Origin of the sequence: Hymenobacter qilianensis (assembly GCF_014489555.1) — a bacterium.
Classification (GTDB): Bacteria; Bacteroidota; Bacteroidia; order Cytophagales; family Hymenobacteraceae; genus Hymenobacter; species Hymenobacter qilianensis.
In genome coordinates this window covers 1,826,316-1,842,610 of the sequence record NZ_CP060784.1, presented here as the reverse complement: position 1 = coordinate 1,842,610, position 16,295 = coordinate 1,826,316, and the positions used below count along the sequence as shown (strand labels likewise).

The 16,295-nt window shown below is 55.1% G+C and carries 17 protein-coding genes and 1 pseudogene; 8 read left to right on the top strand and 10 right to left on the bottom strand.

Annotated features, from left to right (window positions below; translation table 11 throughout):
* Positions 1-496: 496 nt before the first annotated feature.
* Entirely contained in the window at positions 497-931 is a 435-nt protein-coding gene (locus tag H9L05_RS08490; protein ID WP_187733788.1) for a thioesterase family protein, read from the bottom strand.
* 132 nt (positions 932-1,063) lie between these two features.
* Between H9L05_RS08490 and mnmD the strand changes: the two genes are divergently transcribed.
* The 4 genes and pseudogenes from mnmD to H9L05_RS08470 all read left to right on the top strand — a co-directional run bounded on the left by mnmD (position 1,064) and on the right by H9L05_RS08470 (position 3,634).
* Positions 1,064-1,753: a tRNA (5-methylaminomethyl-2-thiouridine)(34)-methyltransferase MnmD gene (mnmD, locus tag H9L05_RS08485; protein ID WP_187733787.1), complete on the top strand. Its 690-nt coding sequence runs from the start codon at positions 1,064-1,066 to the stop codon at positions 1,751-1,753.
* 82 nt (positions 1,754-1,835) lie between these two features.
* Positions 1,836-2,215 (top strand): annotated as a pseudogene (locus tag H9L05_RS08480) (DUF2157 domain-containing protein); the annotation flags it as partial.
* 206 nt (positions 2,216-2,421) lie between these two features.
* Entirely contained in the window at positions 2,422-3,036 is a 615-nt protein-coding gene (locus tag H9L05_RS26810) for a hypothetical protein (protein WP_223285010.1), read from the top strand.
* 22 nt (positions 3,037-3,058) lie between these two features.
* Entirely contained in the window at positions 3,059-3,634 is a 576-nt protein-coding gene (locus H9L05_RS08470; protein ID WP_187733784.1) for a GDYXXLXY domain-containing protein, read from the top strand.
* Here the strand turns inward: H9L05_RS08470 and H9L05_RS08465 are convergent.
* Positions 3,631-4,206 (bottom strand): 5-formyltetrahydrofolate cyclo-ligase, encoded by a 576-nt coding sequence (locus tag H9L05_RS08465; RefSeq protein WP_187733783.1) that lies wholly within the window; start codon positions 4,204-4,206, stop codon positions 3,631-3,633. The genes H9L05_RS08470 and H9L05_RS08465 overlap by 4 nt on opposite strands.
* Before the next feature lie 67 nt (positions 4,207-4,273).
* Positions 4,274-5,851 carry a bacillithiol biosynthesis cysteine-adding enzyme BshC gene (gene bshC, locus H9L05_RS08460; RefSeq protein ID WP_187733782.1) on the bottom strand — a complete coding sequence of 526 codons (1,578 nt, stop codon included), beginning with the start codon at positions 5,849-5,851 and terminating at the stop codon, positions 4,274-4,276.
* Between the two features lie 197 nt (positions 5,852-6,048).
* Here bshC and H9L05_RS08455 point away from each other — a divergent pair, with 197 nt between their 5' ends.
* On the top strand, positions 6,049-7,227 hold the full coding sequence (locus tag H9L05_RS08455; RefSeq protein WP_187733781.1) for an acyltransferase family protein: 1,179 nt from the start codon (positions 6,049-6,051) through the stop codon (positions 7,225-7,227).
* A gap of 121 nt (positions 7,228-7,348) precedes the next feature.
* On the opposite strand, the gene rimO is transcribed toward H9L05_RS08455, so the two are convergent.
* On the bottom strand, positions 7,349-8,665 hold the full coding sequence (gene rimO, locus H9L05_RS08450; protein WP_187733780.1) for a 30S ribosomal protein S12 methylthiotransferase RimO: 1,317 nt from the start codon (positions 8,663-8,665) through the stop codon (positions 7,349-7,351).
* A gap of 894 nt (positions 8,666-9,559) precedes the next feature.
* On the opposite strand from rimO, the gene H9L05_RS08445 reads away from it, so the two are divergent.
* Positions 9,560-10,675, top strand: coding sequence for a hypothetical protein (locus tag H9L05_RS08445; RefSeq protein ID WP_187733779.1), 1,116 nt, complete (start codon positions 9,560-9,562; stop codon positions 10,673-10,675).
* Positions 10,676-10,760: 85 nt separating this feature from the next.
* Here the strand turns inward: H9L05_RS08445 and ftsY are convergent, their stop codons facing one another.
* From ftsY to H9L05_RS08415, 6 genes are all read right to left on the bottom strand, one after another.
* Positions 10,761-11,738: a signal recognition particle-docking protein FtsY gene (gene ftsY, locus H9L05_RS08440; protein ID WP_187310277.1), complete on the bottom strand. Its 978-nt coding sequence runs from the start codon at positions 11,736-11,738 to the stop codon at positions 10,761-10,763.
* Positions 11,739-11,919: 181 nt separating this feature from the next.
* A complete protein-coding gene (locus H9L05_RS08435; RefSeq protein ID WP_133271382.1) occupies positions 11,920-12,081 on the bottom strand; it encodes a DUF4295 domain-containing protein in 162 nt (53 codons plus the stop codon).
* Positions 12,082-12,089: 8 nt separating this feature from the next.
* Complete coding sequence (gene rpmG / locus H9L05_RS08430; protein ID WP_044510387.1) at positions 12,090-12,272, bottom strand: 50S ribosomal protein L33; 183 nt, start codon at positions 12,270-12,272, stop codon at positions 12,090-12,092.
* Positions 12,273-12,405: 133 nt separating this feature from the next.
* A complete protein-coding gene (locus H9L05_RS08425) occupies positions 12,406-14,007 on the bottom strand; it encodes an aminopeptidase P family protein (RefSeq protein WP_187733778.1) in 1,602 nt (533 codons plus the stop codon).
* 152 nt (positions 14,008-14,159) lie between these two features.
* Positions 14,160-14,399, bottom strand: coding sequence for a 50S ribosomal protein L28 (gene rpmB, locus H9L05_RS08420; RefSeq protein ID WP_133271380.1), 240 nt, complete (start codon positions 14,397-14,399; stop codon positions 14,160-14,162).
* A 96-nt stretch (positions 14,400-14,495) separates the two neighbouring features.
* Positions 14,496-14,678: a DUF5522 domain-containing protein gene (locus H9L05_RS08415; protein ID WP_187733777.1), complete on the bottom strand. Its 183-nt coding sequence runs from the start codon at positions 14,676-14,678 to the stop codon at positions 14,496-14,498.
* A 129-nt stretch (positions 14,679-14,807) separates the two neighbouring features.
* On the opposite strand from H9L05_RS08415, the gene H9L05_RS08410 reads away from it, so the two are divergent.
* Together H9L05_RS08410 and H9L05_RS08405 are read left to right on the top strand one after the other, a co-directional pair.
* Positions 14,808-15,788 (top strand): DUF6056 family protein, encoded by a 981-nt coding sequence (locus tag H9L05_RS08410; RefSeq protein ID WP_187733776.1) that lies wholly within the window; start codon positions 14,808-14,810, stop codon positions 15,786-15,788.
* Between the two features lie 14 nt (positions 15,789-15,802).
* Positions 15,803-16,294 carry a hypothetical protein gene (locus H9L05_RS08405; protein ID WP_187733775.1) on the top strand — a complete coding sequence of 164 codons (492 nt, stop codon included), beginning with the start codon at positions 15,803-15,805 and terminating at the stop codon, positions 16,292-16,294.
* Position 16,295 lies beyond the last annotated feature (1 nt).

Sequence of the window (16,295 nt, the reverse complement as noted above, 5' to 3'; positions counted from 1 at the left end):
CCAGCTTCAATGTGTAGCTAACCGCTACGCGTCGCCCATTTTGCATGCCCGGTTTGAAACGAGGCAGTTTATTGGCTGCTGCTACCAGAGCAGCTTCGCACGCCGCCGATAGCTTTGGGTGTGGAGTGTTTTCTGAGTTATTAACGCTAGCAACATTACAGATAGCACCATTGGAGTCAACAGTAAACCTCACAAAAACAGGAGATGGGGGCGAACAACCAGCTTTCGTGCTAGCTACCTGAAATTCACGAGCTAAGTCTGAGATTAAATTTTTTGTATTGCCTCCTAGATACGTGGGCATGTTTTCCACATAAGTGTATGCTTTCGTACACTCATTATACTGGCTTTCTAAAATAGGCTTTGTTGACGTAGAACCCTGCGCCACCGCCGACCATGCAGTTATCAAAACCAAGCTCACCAATAAACTTAATCGCCTAAGTATCTGCACGCAGCAATGCATAAGAGAATGGATAGGGTTAATAGTTAAAGATAATTATTATGCGCTGGGCAGACTAAGCTGGGCTTCCATCTCGGGGGACAAATTGCGCAGTTTACGGGTATTATAGTCGAAGCACAGCATGCCCGTTTTGGCCCGAGCGATTTCGCGACCATCCTGGTTTTTCACCCAATACACCACATCGAAGCCGTAGCGGTGCAGGTCGGTGGCGGCCAGCTGAATGTGGAGCACGTCGCCGTGGAAGCCTTCGCCTTTGTACTCTATGGCCACGTCGGCCATGATTAGGCCGATTTTGGTAGCGGGGTCGAATTCGGGTAGTTGGCAATGCTGTAGGAACTGCACGCGGGCTTCGTGCAAAATGCTGAGCAGAGCATCGTTGCCGAGGTGGGCACCGTAGTTGAGGTCGGTGATGCGCACCGGAATCTGCACGGTGAGCGGGAATGCGTCGGGTAAGGCTACTTTTACGCGGGCCATGTTTGCGAAAGTAAATAGGTTTTGTCATGCAGAGCGCAGCGAAGCATCTCGCTCGCGCCGTTAGAATACTATGGTAACATCAGCACGCGAGATGCTCCGCCCTGCATGACGTTCTAACTAAACAAACATACTATGCAACTAGAAGTCCGGGTGACGCAAGATGGCTCCAGCACTCTGTACGTGCCGGCGCTGAATGAGCACTACCATTCTACTCACGGTGCCGTGCAGGAGGCGCAGCACGTGTACCTGACGGCGGGCCTGGAGCCGGCTCTGGCGGCTTCTGGGGGGCAAATTCGGGTGCTGGAAATCGGCTTTGGCACCGGCCTGAATGCGCTGCTCACGTTGCAGCGCAGCCTACTTGAGCCCCAGCCCATCCTCTACGATACACTGGAAAAATATCCGCTATCCGCTTCCGTTATTGCGGCGCTGGGCGTGGAGCGCTACATTCTAAACCCTGAGCTACAGGAGTTTCACTACCGCCTGCATGCCGCGCCCTGGAATGAAGCAGTGCAACTTACGCCGCGTTTTACACTGCGAAAGCTCCACGCGGCCTTGCAGAATTTTCAGTTGCCCACAGACTACTACGACGTTGTTTACTTCGATGCATTTGCCCCCGAAAAGCAACCCGATATGTGGACCGAAGCCGTATTCAGCCAATTATTCGCGGCCACCGCGCCGGGGGGCATTTTGGTGAGCTATTGCGCCAAAGGCAGCTTTCGGCGCAGTTTGAAAGCGGCAGGCTGGATAGTAGAGAAAATACCCGGCCCGCCCGGCAAGCGCGAAATGACGCGAGCCCGGAAAGGTGAGGTAGTGAAATTGTGAAGTGGTGAGTGATGTTTATCAACTTGTCTTCCTTACCTACCTTCACCACTTCACAATTTCACTACCTCACCTTTCCCCACCCATGAGTCGCAAACTTCTTGAAACCGACGGGCCGGACTGGGTAAAGAAGGGCATTATCAGTCCTGAGCAGCATCGGCAGTTGCTGGAGCTATACCCGGAAGATGCGCGGGCTATCGGCTTGTTGCCGCTCTTGGGCAGTTTGCTGGTCGGGCTGAGTGCGTTGAGTTTAGTAGCGGCCAACTGGCAGGGTTTGCCGGAGTGGCTGCGGATTGGGCTGCTGCTGGGGCCTTTTTGGGCGCTTACGCCAGCGGTGAGTTTTTTCTGCGCCGCGGCAATAGCTCGGTGGGAATTGGCTTGGTTGGCTTGGGCCTGATTCTGTTTGGGGCAGCTATTATTCTGACCGGGCAGATGTACCAGCTCATCGGCTACGACGTAACGGGGCTCGTGGCCTGGGCTGTGGCGGGCACGTTGCTGACGTACTTGTACCGCAGCCGGTTTCTGTTTGTGCTGACGGTAGTGATTGGGGGCGTGGTGCAGGGCTATACTACGGGGCAGCTGGGCGCCTTCAGCTACGCGGCGGCCGTGCTGACGGCTGGCGGGCTGGGCTACTACTGGTGGCGCCGCCCCGATATACTGCTGGGGGCGTTTTGGCTAGCGGCCTGCTCTGGCAAGCGGGCTTACTTATCGGGCATCTGCACGCCAAAATCACGTGGTTTTTTGTGCCCGCTATGCTCATCTACGCTGCCGGCGACTGGCAAACCGACCGCCCCGCCGGCCGCGCGCTGCAAGGCCCGCCCCTGATTACGGCTTTTATATTTATGCTGGGCTTGGCGCTTTATGGGGAAGTAGGCAGCTACGCTGGCATGTTGCGGCCGCCCTTGCTGGCTTACGTTGCGGCCTTGCTGGTAGTGTTGGCGCTGTCGTTGGCCGGTAAGCGCACCCGCGGCCGGCTGGGCAGCGCCACCGATTGGCTGCTGCTGCTGCCGGGCTTTTATTTGCCGAGTGGCTTGCCTTTGGCCGTCGCTTCGTTGGTGGTTCTGTATGCGTACTCGGGAGCAGTATTGTGGCGGGCACAAGCTGAGCAAAACTCTGATCGCGTAACGCTGGGGACCATTTTGTTTATCCTGACTACAATGGCGGCGTACTTCAAGCTGACCTGGGATTTCATGGATAAATCGCTTTTCTTCCTCCTTGGCGGCGTGCTGCTGCTGGGCCTGAGCTGGTATTTGCGGCGGCGCAATACCCGCGCCAGTAGTCGCTAATCACCTTTAATCATCGCACCGTATGTTTTCGCTCTTATCAGATCAGGTGCCCTTGGCGCGGCGGCGGCGACTATTGCTGCTGACGATTCTGGCGCAGGTGCTATTTATTGTGGCTGTGGCAGTGGCGGGTTACGCTACCACCGCTTACGGCCGCGTTATTACGCTCCGCACCACGCCCATTGACCCGCGCGATTTGCTTTACGGCGACTACGTTATCCTGAATTATTCTATCAGTCAGCTGCCCACCAGCTTATGGCGCGAGCCCGGTCCGCACCCGCGCCGGGGCGACCCCGTATATGTGGTGCTGCGGCCAGCCGGCGAGGCCTACGAGGCAGTACGCGTGTACGCTAAAAAACCCGACGTACCCGCCGACCAAGTGGTGCTGCGCGGCTGGGTAGCCGACCGCTGGCGCCGCAACCTGCGCATTCGCTACAACCTGGAGCGCTACTACGTGCCCGAAGGTACCGGCCTGGAGTTGGAGCGCCGTGGAGCACGCAAGCCCCTGCTGGTCAACATAAGTATCGCCCCCTGGGGTCAGGCCCGCATTACGGGGGTTGAAATAATTGCGCAGGACAGCGCAGCGGCCCCTCGCCCTTAGCGAAACCGAAACACCTGCTCGGGCGTGATGCAAGCCGTCAGCGGCTCATCGGTGGTATCTACGTCGGTAATCTGGGGAATGAGCGGCTCCAACGACAACCCAATCCGCTGCGTCTCCGGCCGACATTGCGCCAAAAACCGGTCGTAGAACCCCTTGCCATACCCTACCCGATGGCCCGCCAAGTCGCAGGCCAGCAGCGGCACCAACACGGCATCAAACACACTGGGAGGCATTTCTTCCGCCTCTACAGGCTCAGGTATTCCCCATCGGTTTGTAGCCAGCTGGGTATCAGGCATAAGCAGGTAGTGGCGCAGCGTTTGCCCATCGGCCTGCGTGACGGGGACGGCCAGCTGCACCTGCGGAAACTCGTCCCATATTCGGCGGATGAAGAGCCAGGTGTCGGGCTCGTGCTGCTTGCTGATCGGCAGAAATAAGTGCAGCCAATGCCAGTCAGCTACCGGAAACTGGCTAAAAAACTGCTGGCCGAGCCCCTCGCTGCGCCGCTGCACTTCAACCTCAGACAGCGCGCGGCGGCGAGCCAAAAAATTACGACGAATGTCTGCTTTCAGCATAAACAGTTCAGCAAAAAGCCCCCAGCAAACTGGGCAAGCGACTAAAGACATCGTAGCTAAGCCGGCTCTACTCTTCCTCCAGCACCGTGAACTCCAGCGCCAGTGGCTCGAAGGAATCCAGAAGCTGCTGCAGAAACTCAGGGTTATTGATGACAATACTGAGCACGTTCTCCACGCGCTCTTGCAGGTCGCCGTTGGGGAAAAGCTTGTCTTTTACAGCTGTAAGCTGGCTAAAGACGATTTCGTGCTTGTTTTCGGCGGCTTTGATGAGGCGCTTTTCCAGGTTGCTGAGGCCGGCCGCAGCCTTCTGCGCTTCGGCGGCCACGGTTTTTACCAGCGTGGGGTCGAGGCGCTGTGCGAGGTCGGTTATTTCCTTAAAAATGCCCCCCATTGCGTCCTGCTGAGCTTTCAGACTTACTTCCTCCTGCCCTACAGTGCTGCCGACCTGCTTTTTCAACTCTGCCAGCGGCTGGAATAAGTCGGTGGCAGTGAGGCCCAGCTTGCGCAGTTTACCCGCGTTGGGCTTGCTTATATACAACCCCGAATTGCGCAGCAAAAGGATCGGGAAGGGGACTTTATTATCGGCGAATACCTGCTTGAGCTGAAACCAATAGGCTACTTCCGCGCCGCCGCCAATGTAGCACAGGTTGGGCAGCAGCAGCTCCTGATACAGCGGGCGCAGCACCACGTTGGGGCTAAAGCACTCGGGCTGCTGGCGAGCCAAAGTCAACAGCTCTTCCGTCGTGTAGCGCAGTTCCGTGTTGCGCACCACAAAAGCGTCGCTTTCGGGCTCTATTCGCTCGCGCTGGCCTTCGTCGGTCAGGAAAAACAGGTTGAGCGGGCGGGCGTACACCTGGGGCTTGTAACCAGCATTGGTAAGCTGCTCATTCGTGGCTTGCACCGCCTTAAACGACGCCTGCGCACTGATTTCCTGTTCCAGCGCGGGTACCAATGCCTGCTTGAGCGCGGGCGTGTCAGCATCCAGACACACCAGACCCATCTCGCCGAACAGCTCCGTTACCAGGCTACGCGTGGCTTCGGACAGGGTCGATGATTTCCGGTAAGCTTCCGCAAAAGCCGCGGGCACATCCGCCGATAACTGACTGAGCACTTGCTCCTCCAAGCCATCCACCGCCATCCGCCCAACGGGACCGCCTACCTTTTCGGTTTGCCACTCGTGGCGCTTACCAAACAGCTGAAAATGGTTGATTTCGGCGAAGTCGTGGTCTTCGGTGGCCATCCAGTACACGGGCACAAAGTCGTGCTGCGGATACTTTTCCTTCAGCTGCCGGCTCAGCTTGACGGTGGTTATGATCTTGTAAATGAAGTACAACGGCCCCGTAAACAGGTTGAGCTGATGCCCTGTGGTAACGGTGAACGTGGTGGGCTGAGCCAGCAATGCTATGTTAGCGGCCACGCTGGGGGGCAAATTTGTTCCCTGGTACTGCTCCTGCACACTAGCCACCAGTCGCGCCCTGCTCTCGGCTGAATAGCTGGCTTGTTTTTCCTCAATTTGCCCCCCAAAGGCCTCCAGGGTGGGGAAGTGGTGGTAAAAAGGCTTCAGCGCCGCGTGCTGGGTTAAATAATCGGTAACTAAAGCAGAAAAGGCACCGGTAGCGGCGTACGGGAGGGTGGTCACGTGCATGAGTAGAGTCTGATAAGCTGGTTTAACCAGCGAAGCCCGACAAAGTAACGGGCTATTTCCGGAGTTGTCTGCGCAGAGCTTCCAGCGCAGGCTACAAAACGTCTCAAATAGGGTCCGTTTTATTCCCGAAAGTATATCAACGCTATATCCAGCCTTCCGTAAATTAGCCTCCTCTACTTTATTCCTAGTATCCTGGTATGGCTCCACGTCCTTACTTTCCCAACCTCGACGGCTTACGGACGGTGGCGTGCCTCGCCGTTTTCCTTATTCATAGCTTCATCAACCTGCCCAGCCCGGAGGTGCAGTCTACGGCGGTGTACCGCTACGGCCTGAACGCCTTTAGCACCGGCCACGTGGGCGTCAATTTCTTCTTTGTGCTGTCGGGCTTCCTTATCACCTACCTGTTGCTGGAGGAAGAGAAAAACTGGGGGCGCTACGATATCCCGGCCTTCTACCGCCGCCGCATTGTGCGCATCTGGCCGCTGTATTTTGCTTGCGTAGCCTTCGGCTTTCTGGTGATGCCCGTGCTGAAAGCCAAAATGGGTCAGGAATGGAATGAGCTCGCAAATCCTTGGTGGTACGTCACTTTTCTGGCTAATGTGGCGGTGTTTTTTGATGGCTCGGAGGCGGCAGCATTCAATCTGAACGTGCTGTGGTCGGTGGCTATTGAAGAGCAGTTTTATTTATTCTGGCCGCTCCTGCTGTTACTGTTTCGGCGTGCCCGGCTTGCGTTGTTTGTGCTGCTCATTGTCTTCAGCCTGGCTTTTCGCTACCTCAACCGCTTCGATGGCGACGTGCTCTACCAGCACACTTTTTCGGTGCTCTCTGACTTGGTTATGGGCGGGGGCGCGGCCTGGCTGGCTTTCCACCGCCCCAGCTTCCGGGCCTGGGTGAGCAGCTGGCCGCGGCTGGCTATCGTAACGGGCTACATGGTAGGCGTAGCGCTCATTCTGGCTCAGGAGCACGTGCTAACCGGAACCGTGCTACTGACCGGGCGCCGGGTAGTGCTGGGCCTGTTTTTCGTGTTTGTGATTTTGGAGCAGAACTATGCTACAGAGTCCTTCTATAAAATGAGCCGCAACCGCTTCCTTACCTACTGGGGCACCTACACGTACGGCTTTTACTGCCTCCACCCTATCGGTCTGCAAATAGCCCTGATAGGCGTACGCCGCTTCTGGCCCGGCCCGGAAGATCTGGGCTTCGTGTTTGTGTATTCTGCCCTGGCTTTACTTATAAGCGCCGCAATGGCCTGGGTAAGCTACCGTTTCTTCGAAATGCCATTCCTGCGATTAAAAGGCAAATCGCGCACGGCTACGCCCATTCCATCGGCGGCCGAACCTATTTTGGCGCCGGCAACGGTGGCAGGAGAGAAGTAGCCTGAACCGAGCCGGCCTACTGCGGATGCTTTTTCAGTAGCGCCTGACCGTCGCTTCTATAAACCCACAAAAAAGCCCCCAGAGTATTTCTGGGGGGCTTTTTGTGGGTTAGCGGCCTATTTTAGCGCACTAGAGTACCGTACAGATCAAAATCCGAGGCATCGTGGATCAGCACCGGTGCAAAATCACCTAGGCGAACGTGGGTATCAGGAGTAGCTGCTACCAACACCTCATTGTCTACTTCGGGCGAGTCGAACTCGGTGCGACCCACGAAGTAGCCGCTCTCCTTGCGGTCAAACAGTACCTTATAAGTCTGCCCCACTTTCTGCTCGTTCAGCTCCATGGATATGCCTTGTTGCAGCTCCATAATCTGGTCGGCGCGCTCCTGCTTTAGTTCGGCGGGCACATCGTCAGCCAACGAATAAGCATGCGTGTTATCCTCATGCGAATATGTGAAGATGCCCAACCGGTCGAAGCGCGTACGCTCTACAAAGTCATATAGCTCGTCAAAATCCCGCTCCGTTTCGCCCGGATGGCCGGCAATAAGTGTTGTGCGCAGCGCAATGCCCGGCACCCGCTGACGCATGGTATCCACCAGTTCTATGGTGCGGCGCTTGCTGATACCCCGGCGCATGGTTTTGAGCATGTTATCTGAAATATGCTGCAAGGGCATATCCAGGTACTTGCAAATATTCGAGCGCTCAGCCATTACATCTAGCGCGTCCAGCGGAAACTGCGAAGGGTAAGCGTATTGCAGCCGAATCCAGTCGATGCCATTCACGTCGGAGAGGTTGCGCAGCAAATCGGCCAGCTTCCGCTCGCCATAAGCCTGCAAACCATAATACGTCAGGTCCTGGGCAATCAAAATAAGCTCCTTCGTGCCCATGGAAGCCAGGCGCTTTGCTTCGCGCACTAAATCCTCCATCGGCCGATCTACGTGCTTGCCGCGCATCAACGGAATAGCGCAGAACGAGCACGGACGGTTGCAGCCTTCCGCAATCTTGAAGTAAGCGTAGTGTGAAGGCGTGGTAATCAGCCGCTCGCCCACCAGTTCGTGCTTGTAGTCGGCCTCCAGCGTCTTCAGCAGTTGCGGCAGCTCCAGCGTCCCGAAGTAGGCGTCTACCTGCGGAATTTCAACCTCCAGATCCGACTTGTAGCGTTGCGACAGGCAGCCCGTCACATAGAGTTTTTCCAAACGGCCCGCTTCCTTCTCGTCGGCGTAGCGCAGAATAGTATCAATGCTTTCCTGCTTGGCGTTGTCGATAAAGCCGCAGGTGTTGATAATCACAATGTTGGCATCACTTGTAGCTGCCTCATGGGTTACATCGAACTGATTGGCCCGGAGTTGGCCCATAAGTACTTCCGAGTCAACTACATTTTTGGAGCAGCCCAGTGTGATGACGTTTACTTTATTGGCCCGAGTGCCTTTTACTTTCATGTCAATTGGGTAAGCCAGAAATAGGCCGAAGCGCCTAATCCTGAATAAATTGGCCCCCAGCCGCGTGTCGCGAAAATGGGAGCGCAAAGGTACGCATGAGCCAACGCCTTTTCCTAGGCTGAACGTTCATTCCGCCTCCCGCTCCCCCGACATCCATTGACAGTAGCACCGAGATAAAATCCTGCTTGCCCGCAATGCTGCTACTACTGCCGCCAACCCTCCATCACCTATGCTTAGCTTGCATCATTATTACAAAGCCCTGAAAACCTGTACAGTCGATAAAACAAACCTGCCAACAGGGAATAATATGGTAATTTAACCTTTAGGCTTCCAACAAGTCACAGCGGCCAGAACTGGCTACGCTGCCCTTATTTTGCTCATGAATTTTACGAGTATTCTTCAGCGCCTGCCCACCTACACGCTTGTCTTCGTTATTTTCTTCACCCTCGCGTTCTTCCTTTTCGCACACGAAGGGCTAAATAACATTGACGATTTTTTCTATTCTCATTACGCGTATCAGCTCCAGACTGGCACCTTCCCCGCCACCCCAGATCCACGGGGCTTGCTTGATTCTTTAAAAGAACGCTACCTGGTGTTTGCTCCGGTAGCCCTGCTTTACTGGGTATTTGGCATCAACATTTACACCACCACCCTCTGGCCGCTACTAGCGACAATAGGTTGCTCCGTTTTAGCCTGGGTTCTATTCCGCCGACGCCAGCCAATGGTAGCAGTTGGAACAATGCTACTCCTGGGCCTGCATTACTACACGCTCGATCTAGCGCGGTATCTCTACCCTGATAATCTGCTCATGCTCTGGGGCTTTGCAGCCGCCACGGCCCTATATACCGGACGGCAACCCGGGCGGCGCGAGGTCGTCTGGGGGCATTTTTTGCCTTGTTCAACTTCGCGGCGCTGCTTAGCAAAGAGACCATTATCTACTATGCTCCATTCTACCTGGTGGTGCTGGTTTGGGATATGGCCCGGCGACAGAATTACCGTTTCTGGCTTACTGCGGTGGCCCTAGGTGGCGTGCTACTCGCCGCCTATCTGCTGTACTATCATGCCTTAACGGGTGATAGCCTCTACCGCATCCACCTCATTGAGCGCACAAATGAGTTTATGAAGTCCAGCAACTACTTGCACGGCCTTCGACATGAGCTGCTTGGGCGTCTGACCTGGCAGCCCATCGCATTTTTTGTGGAGATAGGTCTGGCTCCGGCGTTTCTGCTGGCAGGTGTTGCCGCGCTCAGCTGGTGCAGGAAGCGCCTTTCGTCGGAAGCAGGGTTCTGGTTGGGTTTGCTACTGGTTACACTGGCCTGCTACTGGCTTGGTAGCACATCATTGGTGCAGTATACTCCCATTACACTCCTACCCCGCATGACTACACCCCTGCTCCCGCCACTGTGTATAGCAGCGGGCTTTGGCTTGCGGGAAGTAGTAAACAGCGGCTGGGGCCGGGTTTGGATTGGCGTGCTTCTATTAGTGGCGGCTCTTTGGATGCACAATTTGATGTCGCTGGTGTACGGGGGACTAGGCTTGTACTTTGCTGGATCGGTTCTACTAGCCAGATTAAAAGTTAGTTTGATGTGGTTTCAGACCGGAACTCCGTTTTACCCCCTTCTAACAACACTGGCACTGGCCGGTAGTCTGGCCTTATTGCCAGTGCGCACGATGTTGCTATCGAGCGAAACGTCTTACTTCTCACAGGCGCTTCTGATTCAGAAGTACTTACCGGCTTCTACTACTCGCGGGCATGTATTTGTCAATGACCACTTAGCTCGACAATACCCATTTTATTACGACTTTCAAGTACCACTCGGATTAACTTACTATCCTTATAAAATTGCCAGCAGCATATGCCCGGAGCCTAACCAACGGTCGTGGTTCATCTTAAATCTCACCACCACTAATACTCAGCGTCAAAGCGGAATATTCGATCGTTTTCCCCGCCGGCGCCTCGTAGCACAGGAAGGATACGTGCAACTCTACGAAGTGGAGTTAGAGCAATAGAGCTAGCTATGCAGAGTCAAATTATACCATAAAAAGCCCCCAAGATTATGTAAGAATAATCTTGGGGGCTTTTTTGTACTTCAGCTTATTTCTTAGAAAACAACGAGTTGACAAACGTATGTCGGTCGAACAGCTGCAAGTCGGTCATCTTCTCCCCCACCCCGATATAGCGTACCGGAATATTAAACTGGTCGGAGATACCGATAACGACGCCACCCTTGGCCGTGCCGTCGAGCTTGGTAATAGCCAAAGCAGATACCTCTGTGGCGCGGGTAAATTCTTTGGCTTGCAGAAAGGCGTTCTGGCCGGTGCTGCCATCAAGTACCAGCAGCACTTCGTGGGGCGCATCGGGAATTACCTTCTGCATCACGCGCTTGATCTTGCTCAGCTCGTTCATCAGGTTCACCTTGTTATGCAGGCGGCCAGCCGTATCAATTATGACTACGTCGGCCTGCATTTCCACACCTTTCTGCACGGCATCATAAGCAACGGAAGCCGGGTCGGTGTTCATGCCATGTGAAATCACGGGCACGCCGACGCGCTGTCCCCACACTATGAGCTGATCCACGGCGGCGGCACGGAAGGTATCGGCGGCACCAAGCACTACTTTTTTGCCCGCTGAATGGAAGCGGTGCGCCAGCTTGCCGATGGTCGTGGTTTTGCCCACGCCATTAACACCCACCACCATTATCACGAACGGGCCGGTGTAGGCACCTGTATCGGGGCGGTCGAGGACGGCGCTTCCGGAGTTATTCTCGGAAAGCAGCTCGGCAATTTCCTCGCGCAGAATGCGGTCCAGCTCGCTGGTGCTCACAAACTTGTCGCGGGCCACGCGGTCTTCAATGCGCTTAATTACCTTAACCGTCGTGTCGATGCCCACATCGGCGTGTACCAGTACGCCTTCCAGGTCGTCGAGCACCTCCTCGTCTACCTTGCTTTTGCCGACAACCGCTTTGCTGAGCTGGTCGAAGAAGCTGGCTTTAGACTTTTCCAGCCCTTTGTCCAACGACTCCTGCTGCTCTTTGCTTTCTTTATCCTTTTTGAAAAAGTCGAAAAGTCCCATGGGTGAGGAAGTAGCGCGAAGCTCCAGCTTCGCGTATCGTTGCATGCAAATAGTTACCACAAGCTAGCTAAACTAATTGGGCAACGACGCGCAAAGCTGGAGCTTCGCGCTACAACGCAAAAAAGTCCCACTGCTGGCGGGACTTCTTCACTTACTACAGGAATGCCACGAAGGCACCGAATTACTTAGTCCCGGAGGCCAAATACTCCTGTACTTTGTCTACGAGCACCATTTCCTCACGGAAGGTGTAAGCGCCAGTTTTTGGCGACTTCACGGCACGAATGACTTTAGCCCAGTCTTTTCCGCCCGCTACTTTCAGGGTTGCTACTACTTTCTTAGCCATTGCTCAGCTTACTTGATTTCCTTGTGAACGGTCATCTTCTTAAGCACAGAGTTGAATTTCTTCAATTCAATGCGCTCAGGAGTGTTCTTACGATTCTTCGTAGTGATATAGCGCGAGGTGCCTGGCTGGCCCGAGTTCTTGTGCTCGGTGCACTCCAGGATTACCTGCACCCGGTTTCCTTTCTTAGCCATCTCGACTGGGGGTTTTTGGATTAAGGACTGCAAAGGTACGAGCCTTTGCGGAATTACCAAATGGTCAGCACAATGTAAATCTTACTTTTTACTTTGGCAGGTGGTAAACGCACCTCTACGCTTTAGTAGGCGGCTATTTCAGCTCCGGAAGCTTAAAGTCATCCAATGCGCTGGATTTAGCCATAAGTGCTTCGATTTCGGCTACGGTGCGGGGGGCTTCTTTGGACAGATTTTCCCAGCCTTTGTCCGTTACCAGCACGTCATCTTCAATACGCACGCCGATATTCCACCACTTCTTGTCGCAGGGGCTGTTTTCGGGAATGTAGATGCCGGGCTCGACAGTGATGACGGTGCCAGCGCGCAAAGGGCCATATGTACCCCGATCGTGGACATCGAGGCCCAGGTAGTGCGAGGTGCCGTGAGGGAAGTACTGTCGAGCTTCTTTGGCGTCTTTAATGATGCCTAGTTTGAGCAATCCTTCCGTAACCACCTTCCGGGCAGCCTCGTCAGGGGCTCGGAAAGCGCTACCGGGCTTGCACTGCTCGAAGCCGGCTTGCTGGGCCGCTAACACCAGCTCATAAATCTGACGCTGCTCCGTGGTAAACTTACCTGTGGCCGGGATGGTGCGGGTTACATCGGCGGTGTAGCCGTGGTACTCAGCGCCGCAGTCCATCAGCACAAGGTCGTTGCCGAGGCGGGGCTTGTCATTGACGGTGTAATGCAGCACGCAGGCGTTGTTGCCGGCGCCTACAATGCTGGGGTAGCCTTCGAATTCAGCACCGTACTTTCTATACACAAATTCGTGCAAGCCCTGTACTTCCATCTCGGTCATGTTCGGCTTCATAGCCTTCATAACCTCCTGCTGGCCCACTGCCGAGATGCGGATGGCTTGCCGCAGGTGCTTTATCTCTTCCGCGGTCTTCACCTCCCGCATCTCATCCAGCAGCGCCGATAAAGTAGAGCCGTCGAGGCGCGACGTGGGCAAGGCAGCTACTGCTTGCTTGCGGGCATCGTCGGTGCTGGCCTTCAAATAGGCTTGCAGGTAGCGATCGGAAGCCAACTGGGGCTGCTCTTGGGTCAGATTGGTCAGGTAAGGCGTCAAGTTGGCCGCACCTGGGGTTCCAGCGTACTTGCGGATTACCGCATAAGCTTCGCTCCGACTTGGATTGTAGTCGGCGGGAAAATTTGCCCCTTGGCGGAAGGCTTGGATAAGGCTGTACACATCGCCGGGGTTGCCTGCATCATCACGGGCGTCTTGGGGCTGATCCAGGAACATGACTTGCTCGAAGCTGCTCCAGGGTAGTTTGGCGGCAGCAAACTCTTTGTTATCGGCTACATATTGAATCTTTAGCTGCTGCTTGGTGCCTTCAGTGCCGAGGCGCCGACCCGTCCATTGCTCAGCCCTGGGGTTGCGCGGCTGCACATACAGGGCTTCGGTTACGCCACTTTGCCCCCCAACCGTCTGAGGCTCTTTGAATAAGAGGAGCACAGCGTCGGGCTCGTCATAGCCGGTGAGGTAGAAAAGGTCCGGGTTCTGATGATACTTAAAGTCCACATCGTTGGCCCGGTTGCGGACGGGGCTGGCAAACAAAACGGCAACGGAGCGAGCTGGCAGCTTTTGTCGCAGCAGCTCTCTCCGTTGCCGGTGAAAGGCGGGGTCCATAAAATCGGCAGGGCGGTCGGAGCCAGCGGCGCGCTGTGCGCTAACCTCTGGTGCAAAACTCGCCAGCAGCATCGCTACGCAAGCGACACGGACCAGCCGGGGGCATTTTTCGGCAAGGAAAGGAGCATAGTAAAAGAAAGACTACGAATAGCGCCCAAACGTTGCGCTTGGGCCGGGTAGTTCACCCGTCGCGTCTTCCGGCTCCTAAAACTGCCGAAAAATCTTTAGTAAACGATGAAGCCTTTTTCCTTCGCCTTCTTCAAGGTGGCCATGATGCCATTCTTGTTGATGGTGCGGATAGTGCTGGTAGCTACTTTCAACGTAACCCAAGCATCTTCCTCGGGAATGTAGAAGCGCTTCTTCTGTAGGTTGGGGTAAAACTTGCGCTTCGTCTTGTTGTTGGCGTGCGACACGTTGTTGCCTACGCGGGTACGCTTGCCGGTTAGATCACAAACTCGGGCCATGATATCAGGAACTTAGAGGTTTCAGTACTGGAAAAAGGGACGCAAATATCGGTAAAAGTCCGACAACGTCAAACTGGCCCACTGAAAAATAGCGTGTTAGCTGCCCAAGGAGCCGCTGGGGGGCTTTTTTTTCTCACGACCAAAGCTCCACGGGCAGTGTCGGCAGCCGCTTTTGCAGCAGTGGCCCCGCCGCAGATGGTATTGCTCGGTGAACACCATATAGCCTTCAGGCGTGAAATAGAAGTCGCCGGGATGTAGGGGTTGTGGGGCTGCGGGCATGAGCTAGTGACAAGCTGAGGGGCAAAAGTACGACGGTTCGCTTGTTGTATCTTTCCCGCTTTGATTGCCGAGTTTTGCGCCAAGCATCTCGCCTGCACTACCAGCTTCAAGCAATACCAAAGCCTACGTATGGCCATCCCTTCCCGGCCCTTTTCGCACCTGCCATTGCTCGTCCTTGTACTGGTAACGGTGGCGGCAGTACTTCCTTTCCTGCTTTTGAGCTACTACAATCATCCCTTTATGGATGATTATTACAACGCCGCCAATGTGCGCGCTACCGGACTCTGGGCCCAGCAGATTGAACTGTATCTGCGCTGGACTGGCCGGTTCTCTTCTTCGCTATTTGTCACCGCGGCCAACCCGCTCGTTTACGGGTGGTACGATGGGTTTCGCTGGACTCCTGCCCTCACCTTGCTGGCCACATTGGGTACCATTTACCTGGGCTTGCGCACGCTTAGTCAGCAGCAAATACCCCGCACGCAAGCGGCGCTGGCTGCGGGCATCTTCCTGCTGTTTTATTTGCACATGATTCCTGACCCGTATTCGGCCATCTACTGGTTTACGGGGTCTATAGTCTACCATATTGCCGGGCTCACACTGCTGCTCGTGTTAATTGCCTCCGAACGTGCCCGACAGACGACTAAGGCGTGGAGCCGCGGTGGCTGGCAGGTAGCAGCTGTCATCTGCGCGATAACGGCCACAGCGGCTAATGAAATGACAATGCTGCATTTGCTACTGGGTCTGACGCTGCTGTTAGCCGTGAATGGGTACCGTCGGCAATGGCCCCAAGTGCGGTGGTGGAGCACCATATTACTGCTGACTTTGGTGGTGGCCATAATCACCGTGATAGCTCCTGGCAACTATGTGAGAATGCAGTTTGAAGGGTACGCTAAAGATCCTAACCGCGAAAACCTGGTTTGGCAGTTCCTTTCAGCTGTACCGGATACTCCGAGTGCTATGTTTCGCTTGCTGGTGCGGCGAGGCTTGGCTTTCAAGCTGCTGCTACCTACACTGCTCTGGCTGCCCACGGCCTATTATTGGCAGCAGCGCGGCTGGCTGAGCAATACTATCCGGCTGCCGTGGTACTGGGGGCTTTTTTTATGTTGGTAAGCTACGGGCTGAGCATGCTCTTATTTATTGGCGTGATGAAGCAGATGCCGCCAGACCGTGCCATCAATGGCTTGCTGCTGTTTCTGTTTCCGGCTGGTTTGTTAGTTATCTGGGCCGGGCTGGCTTACCACGCGCGTTCGGTATCCTGGCAATTACCCAACTGGTTATTGCGCTGGGGACCAGTGGTATACATCGGGGCATTTAGCTGGATAGGCATACCTCGCCGGGCCTGGCAGGAACTACTATTCAGCGCCCCCGCGTACGACCAGCAGCTTCTGGCCCGCGAGGCACAATTACAGTCAGCTTGGTCGAAAGGCATTGAGGATGTAGTAGTTAAACCCATTATCGGGGTTAAGCCTCATCGGGTACTTATCACGGAGTGGGAGCTGACCACCGACCCCGGCCATTACATCAACTCCGAAACCGCCCTGTATTTTGATGTAAAGAGCATTGTCATCGACAAGAAGCTACTGCCCCAGGCTCACCCCGACTTTCACTACTACTAAG

Excerpts from the sequence above, each read along its gene's own strand:
- H9L05_RS08405 (WP_187733775.1), top strand. The coding sequence starts at position 15,803 with ATGCTCTTATTTATTGGCGTGATGAAGCAGATGCCGCCAGACCGTGCC.
- H9L05_RS08415 (WP_187733777.1), bottom strand. The coding sequence starts at position 14,678 with ATGCCCGCAGCCCCACAACCCCTACATCCCGGCGACTTCTATTTCACG.
- H9L05_RS08490 (WP_187733788.1), bottom strand. The coding sequence starts at position 931 with ATGGCCCGCGTAAAAGTAGCCTTACCCGACGCATTCCCGCTCACCGTG.
- rpmB (WP_133271380.1), bottom strand. The coding sequence starts at position 14,399 with ATGGCCCGAGTTTGTGATCTAACCGGCAAGCGTACCCGCGTAGGCAAC.
- H9L05_RS08465 (WP_187733783.1), bottom strand. The coding sequence starts at position 4,206 with ATGCTGAAAGCAGACATTCGTCGTAATTTTTTGGCTCGCCGCCGCGCG.
- mnmD (WP_187733787.1), top strand. The coding sequence starts at position 1,064 with ATGCAACTAGAAGTCCGGGTGACGCAAGATGGCTCCAGCACTCTGTAC.
- bshC (WP_187733782.1), bottom strand. The coding sequence starts at position 5,851 with ATGCACGTGACCACCCTCCCGTACGCCGCTACCGGTGCCTTTTCTGCT.
- rimO (WP_187733780.1), bottom strand. The coding sequence starts at position 8,665 with ATGAAAGTAAAAGGCACTCGGGCCAATAAAGTAAACGTCATCACACTG.
- H9L05_RS08455 (WP_187733781.1), top strand. The coding sequence starts at position 6,049 with ATGGCTCCACGTCCTTACTTTCCCAACCTCGACGGCTTACGGACGGTG.
- rpmG (WP_044510387.1), bottom strand. The coding sequence starts at position 12,272 with ATGGCTAAGAAAGGAAACCGGGTGCAGGTAATCCTGGAGTGCACCGAG.
- H9L05_RS08425 (WP_187733778.1), bottom strand. The coding sequence starts at position 14,007 with ATGCTGCTGGCGAGTTTTGCACCAGAGGTTAGCGCACAGCGCGCCGCT.
- H9L05_RS08470 (WP_187733784.1), top strand. The coding sequence starts at position 3,059 with ATGTTTTCGCTCTTATCAGATCAGGTGCCCTTGGCGCGGCGGCGGCGA.
- ftsY (WP_187310277.1), bottom strand. The coding sequence starts at position 11,738 with ATGGGACTTTTCGACTTTTTCAAAAAGGATAAAGAAAGCAAAGAGCAG.
- H9L05_RS08435 (WP_133271382.1), bottom strand. The coding sequence starts at position 12,081 with ATGGCTAAGAAAGTAGTAGCAACCCTGAAAGTAGCGGGCGGAAAAGAC.
- H9L05_RS08410 (WP_187733776.1), top strand. The coding sequence starts at position 14,808 with ATGGCCATCCCTTCCCGGCCCTTTTCGCACCTGCCATTGCTCGTCCTT.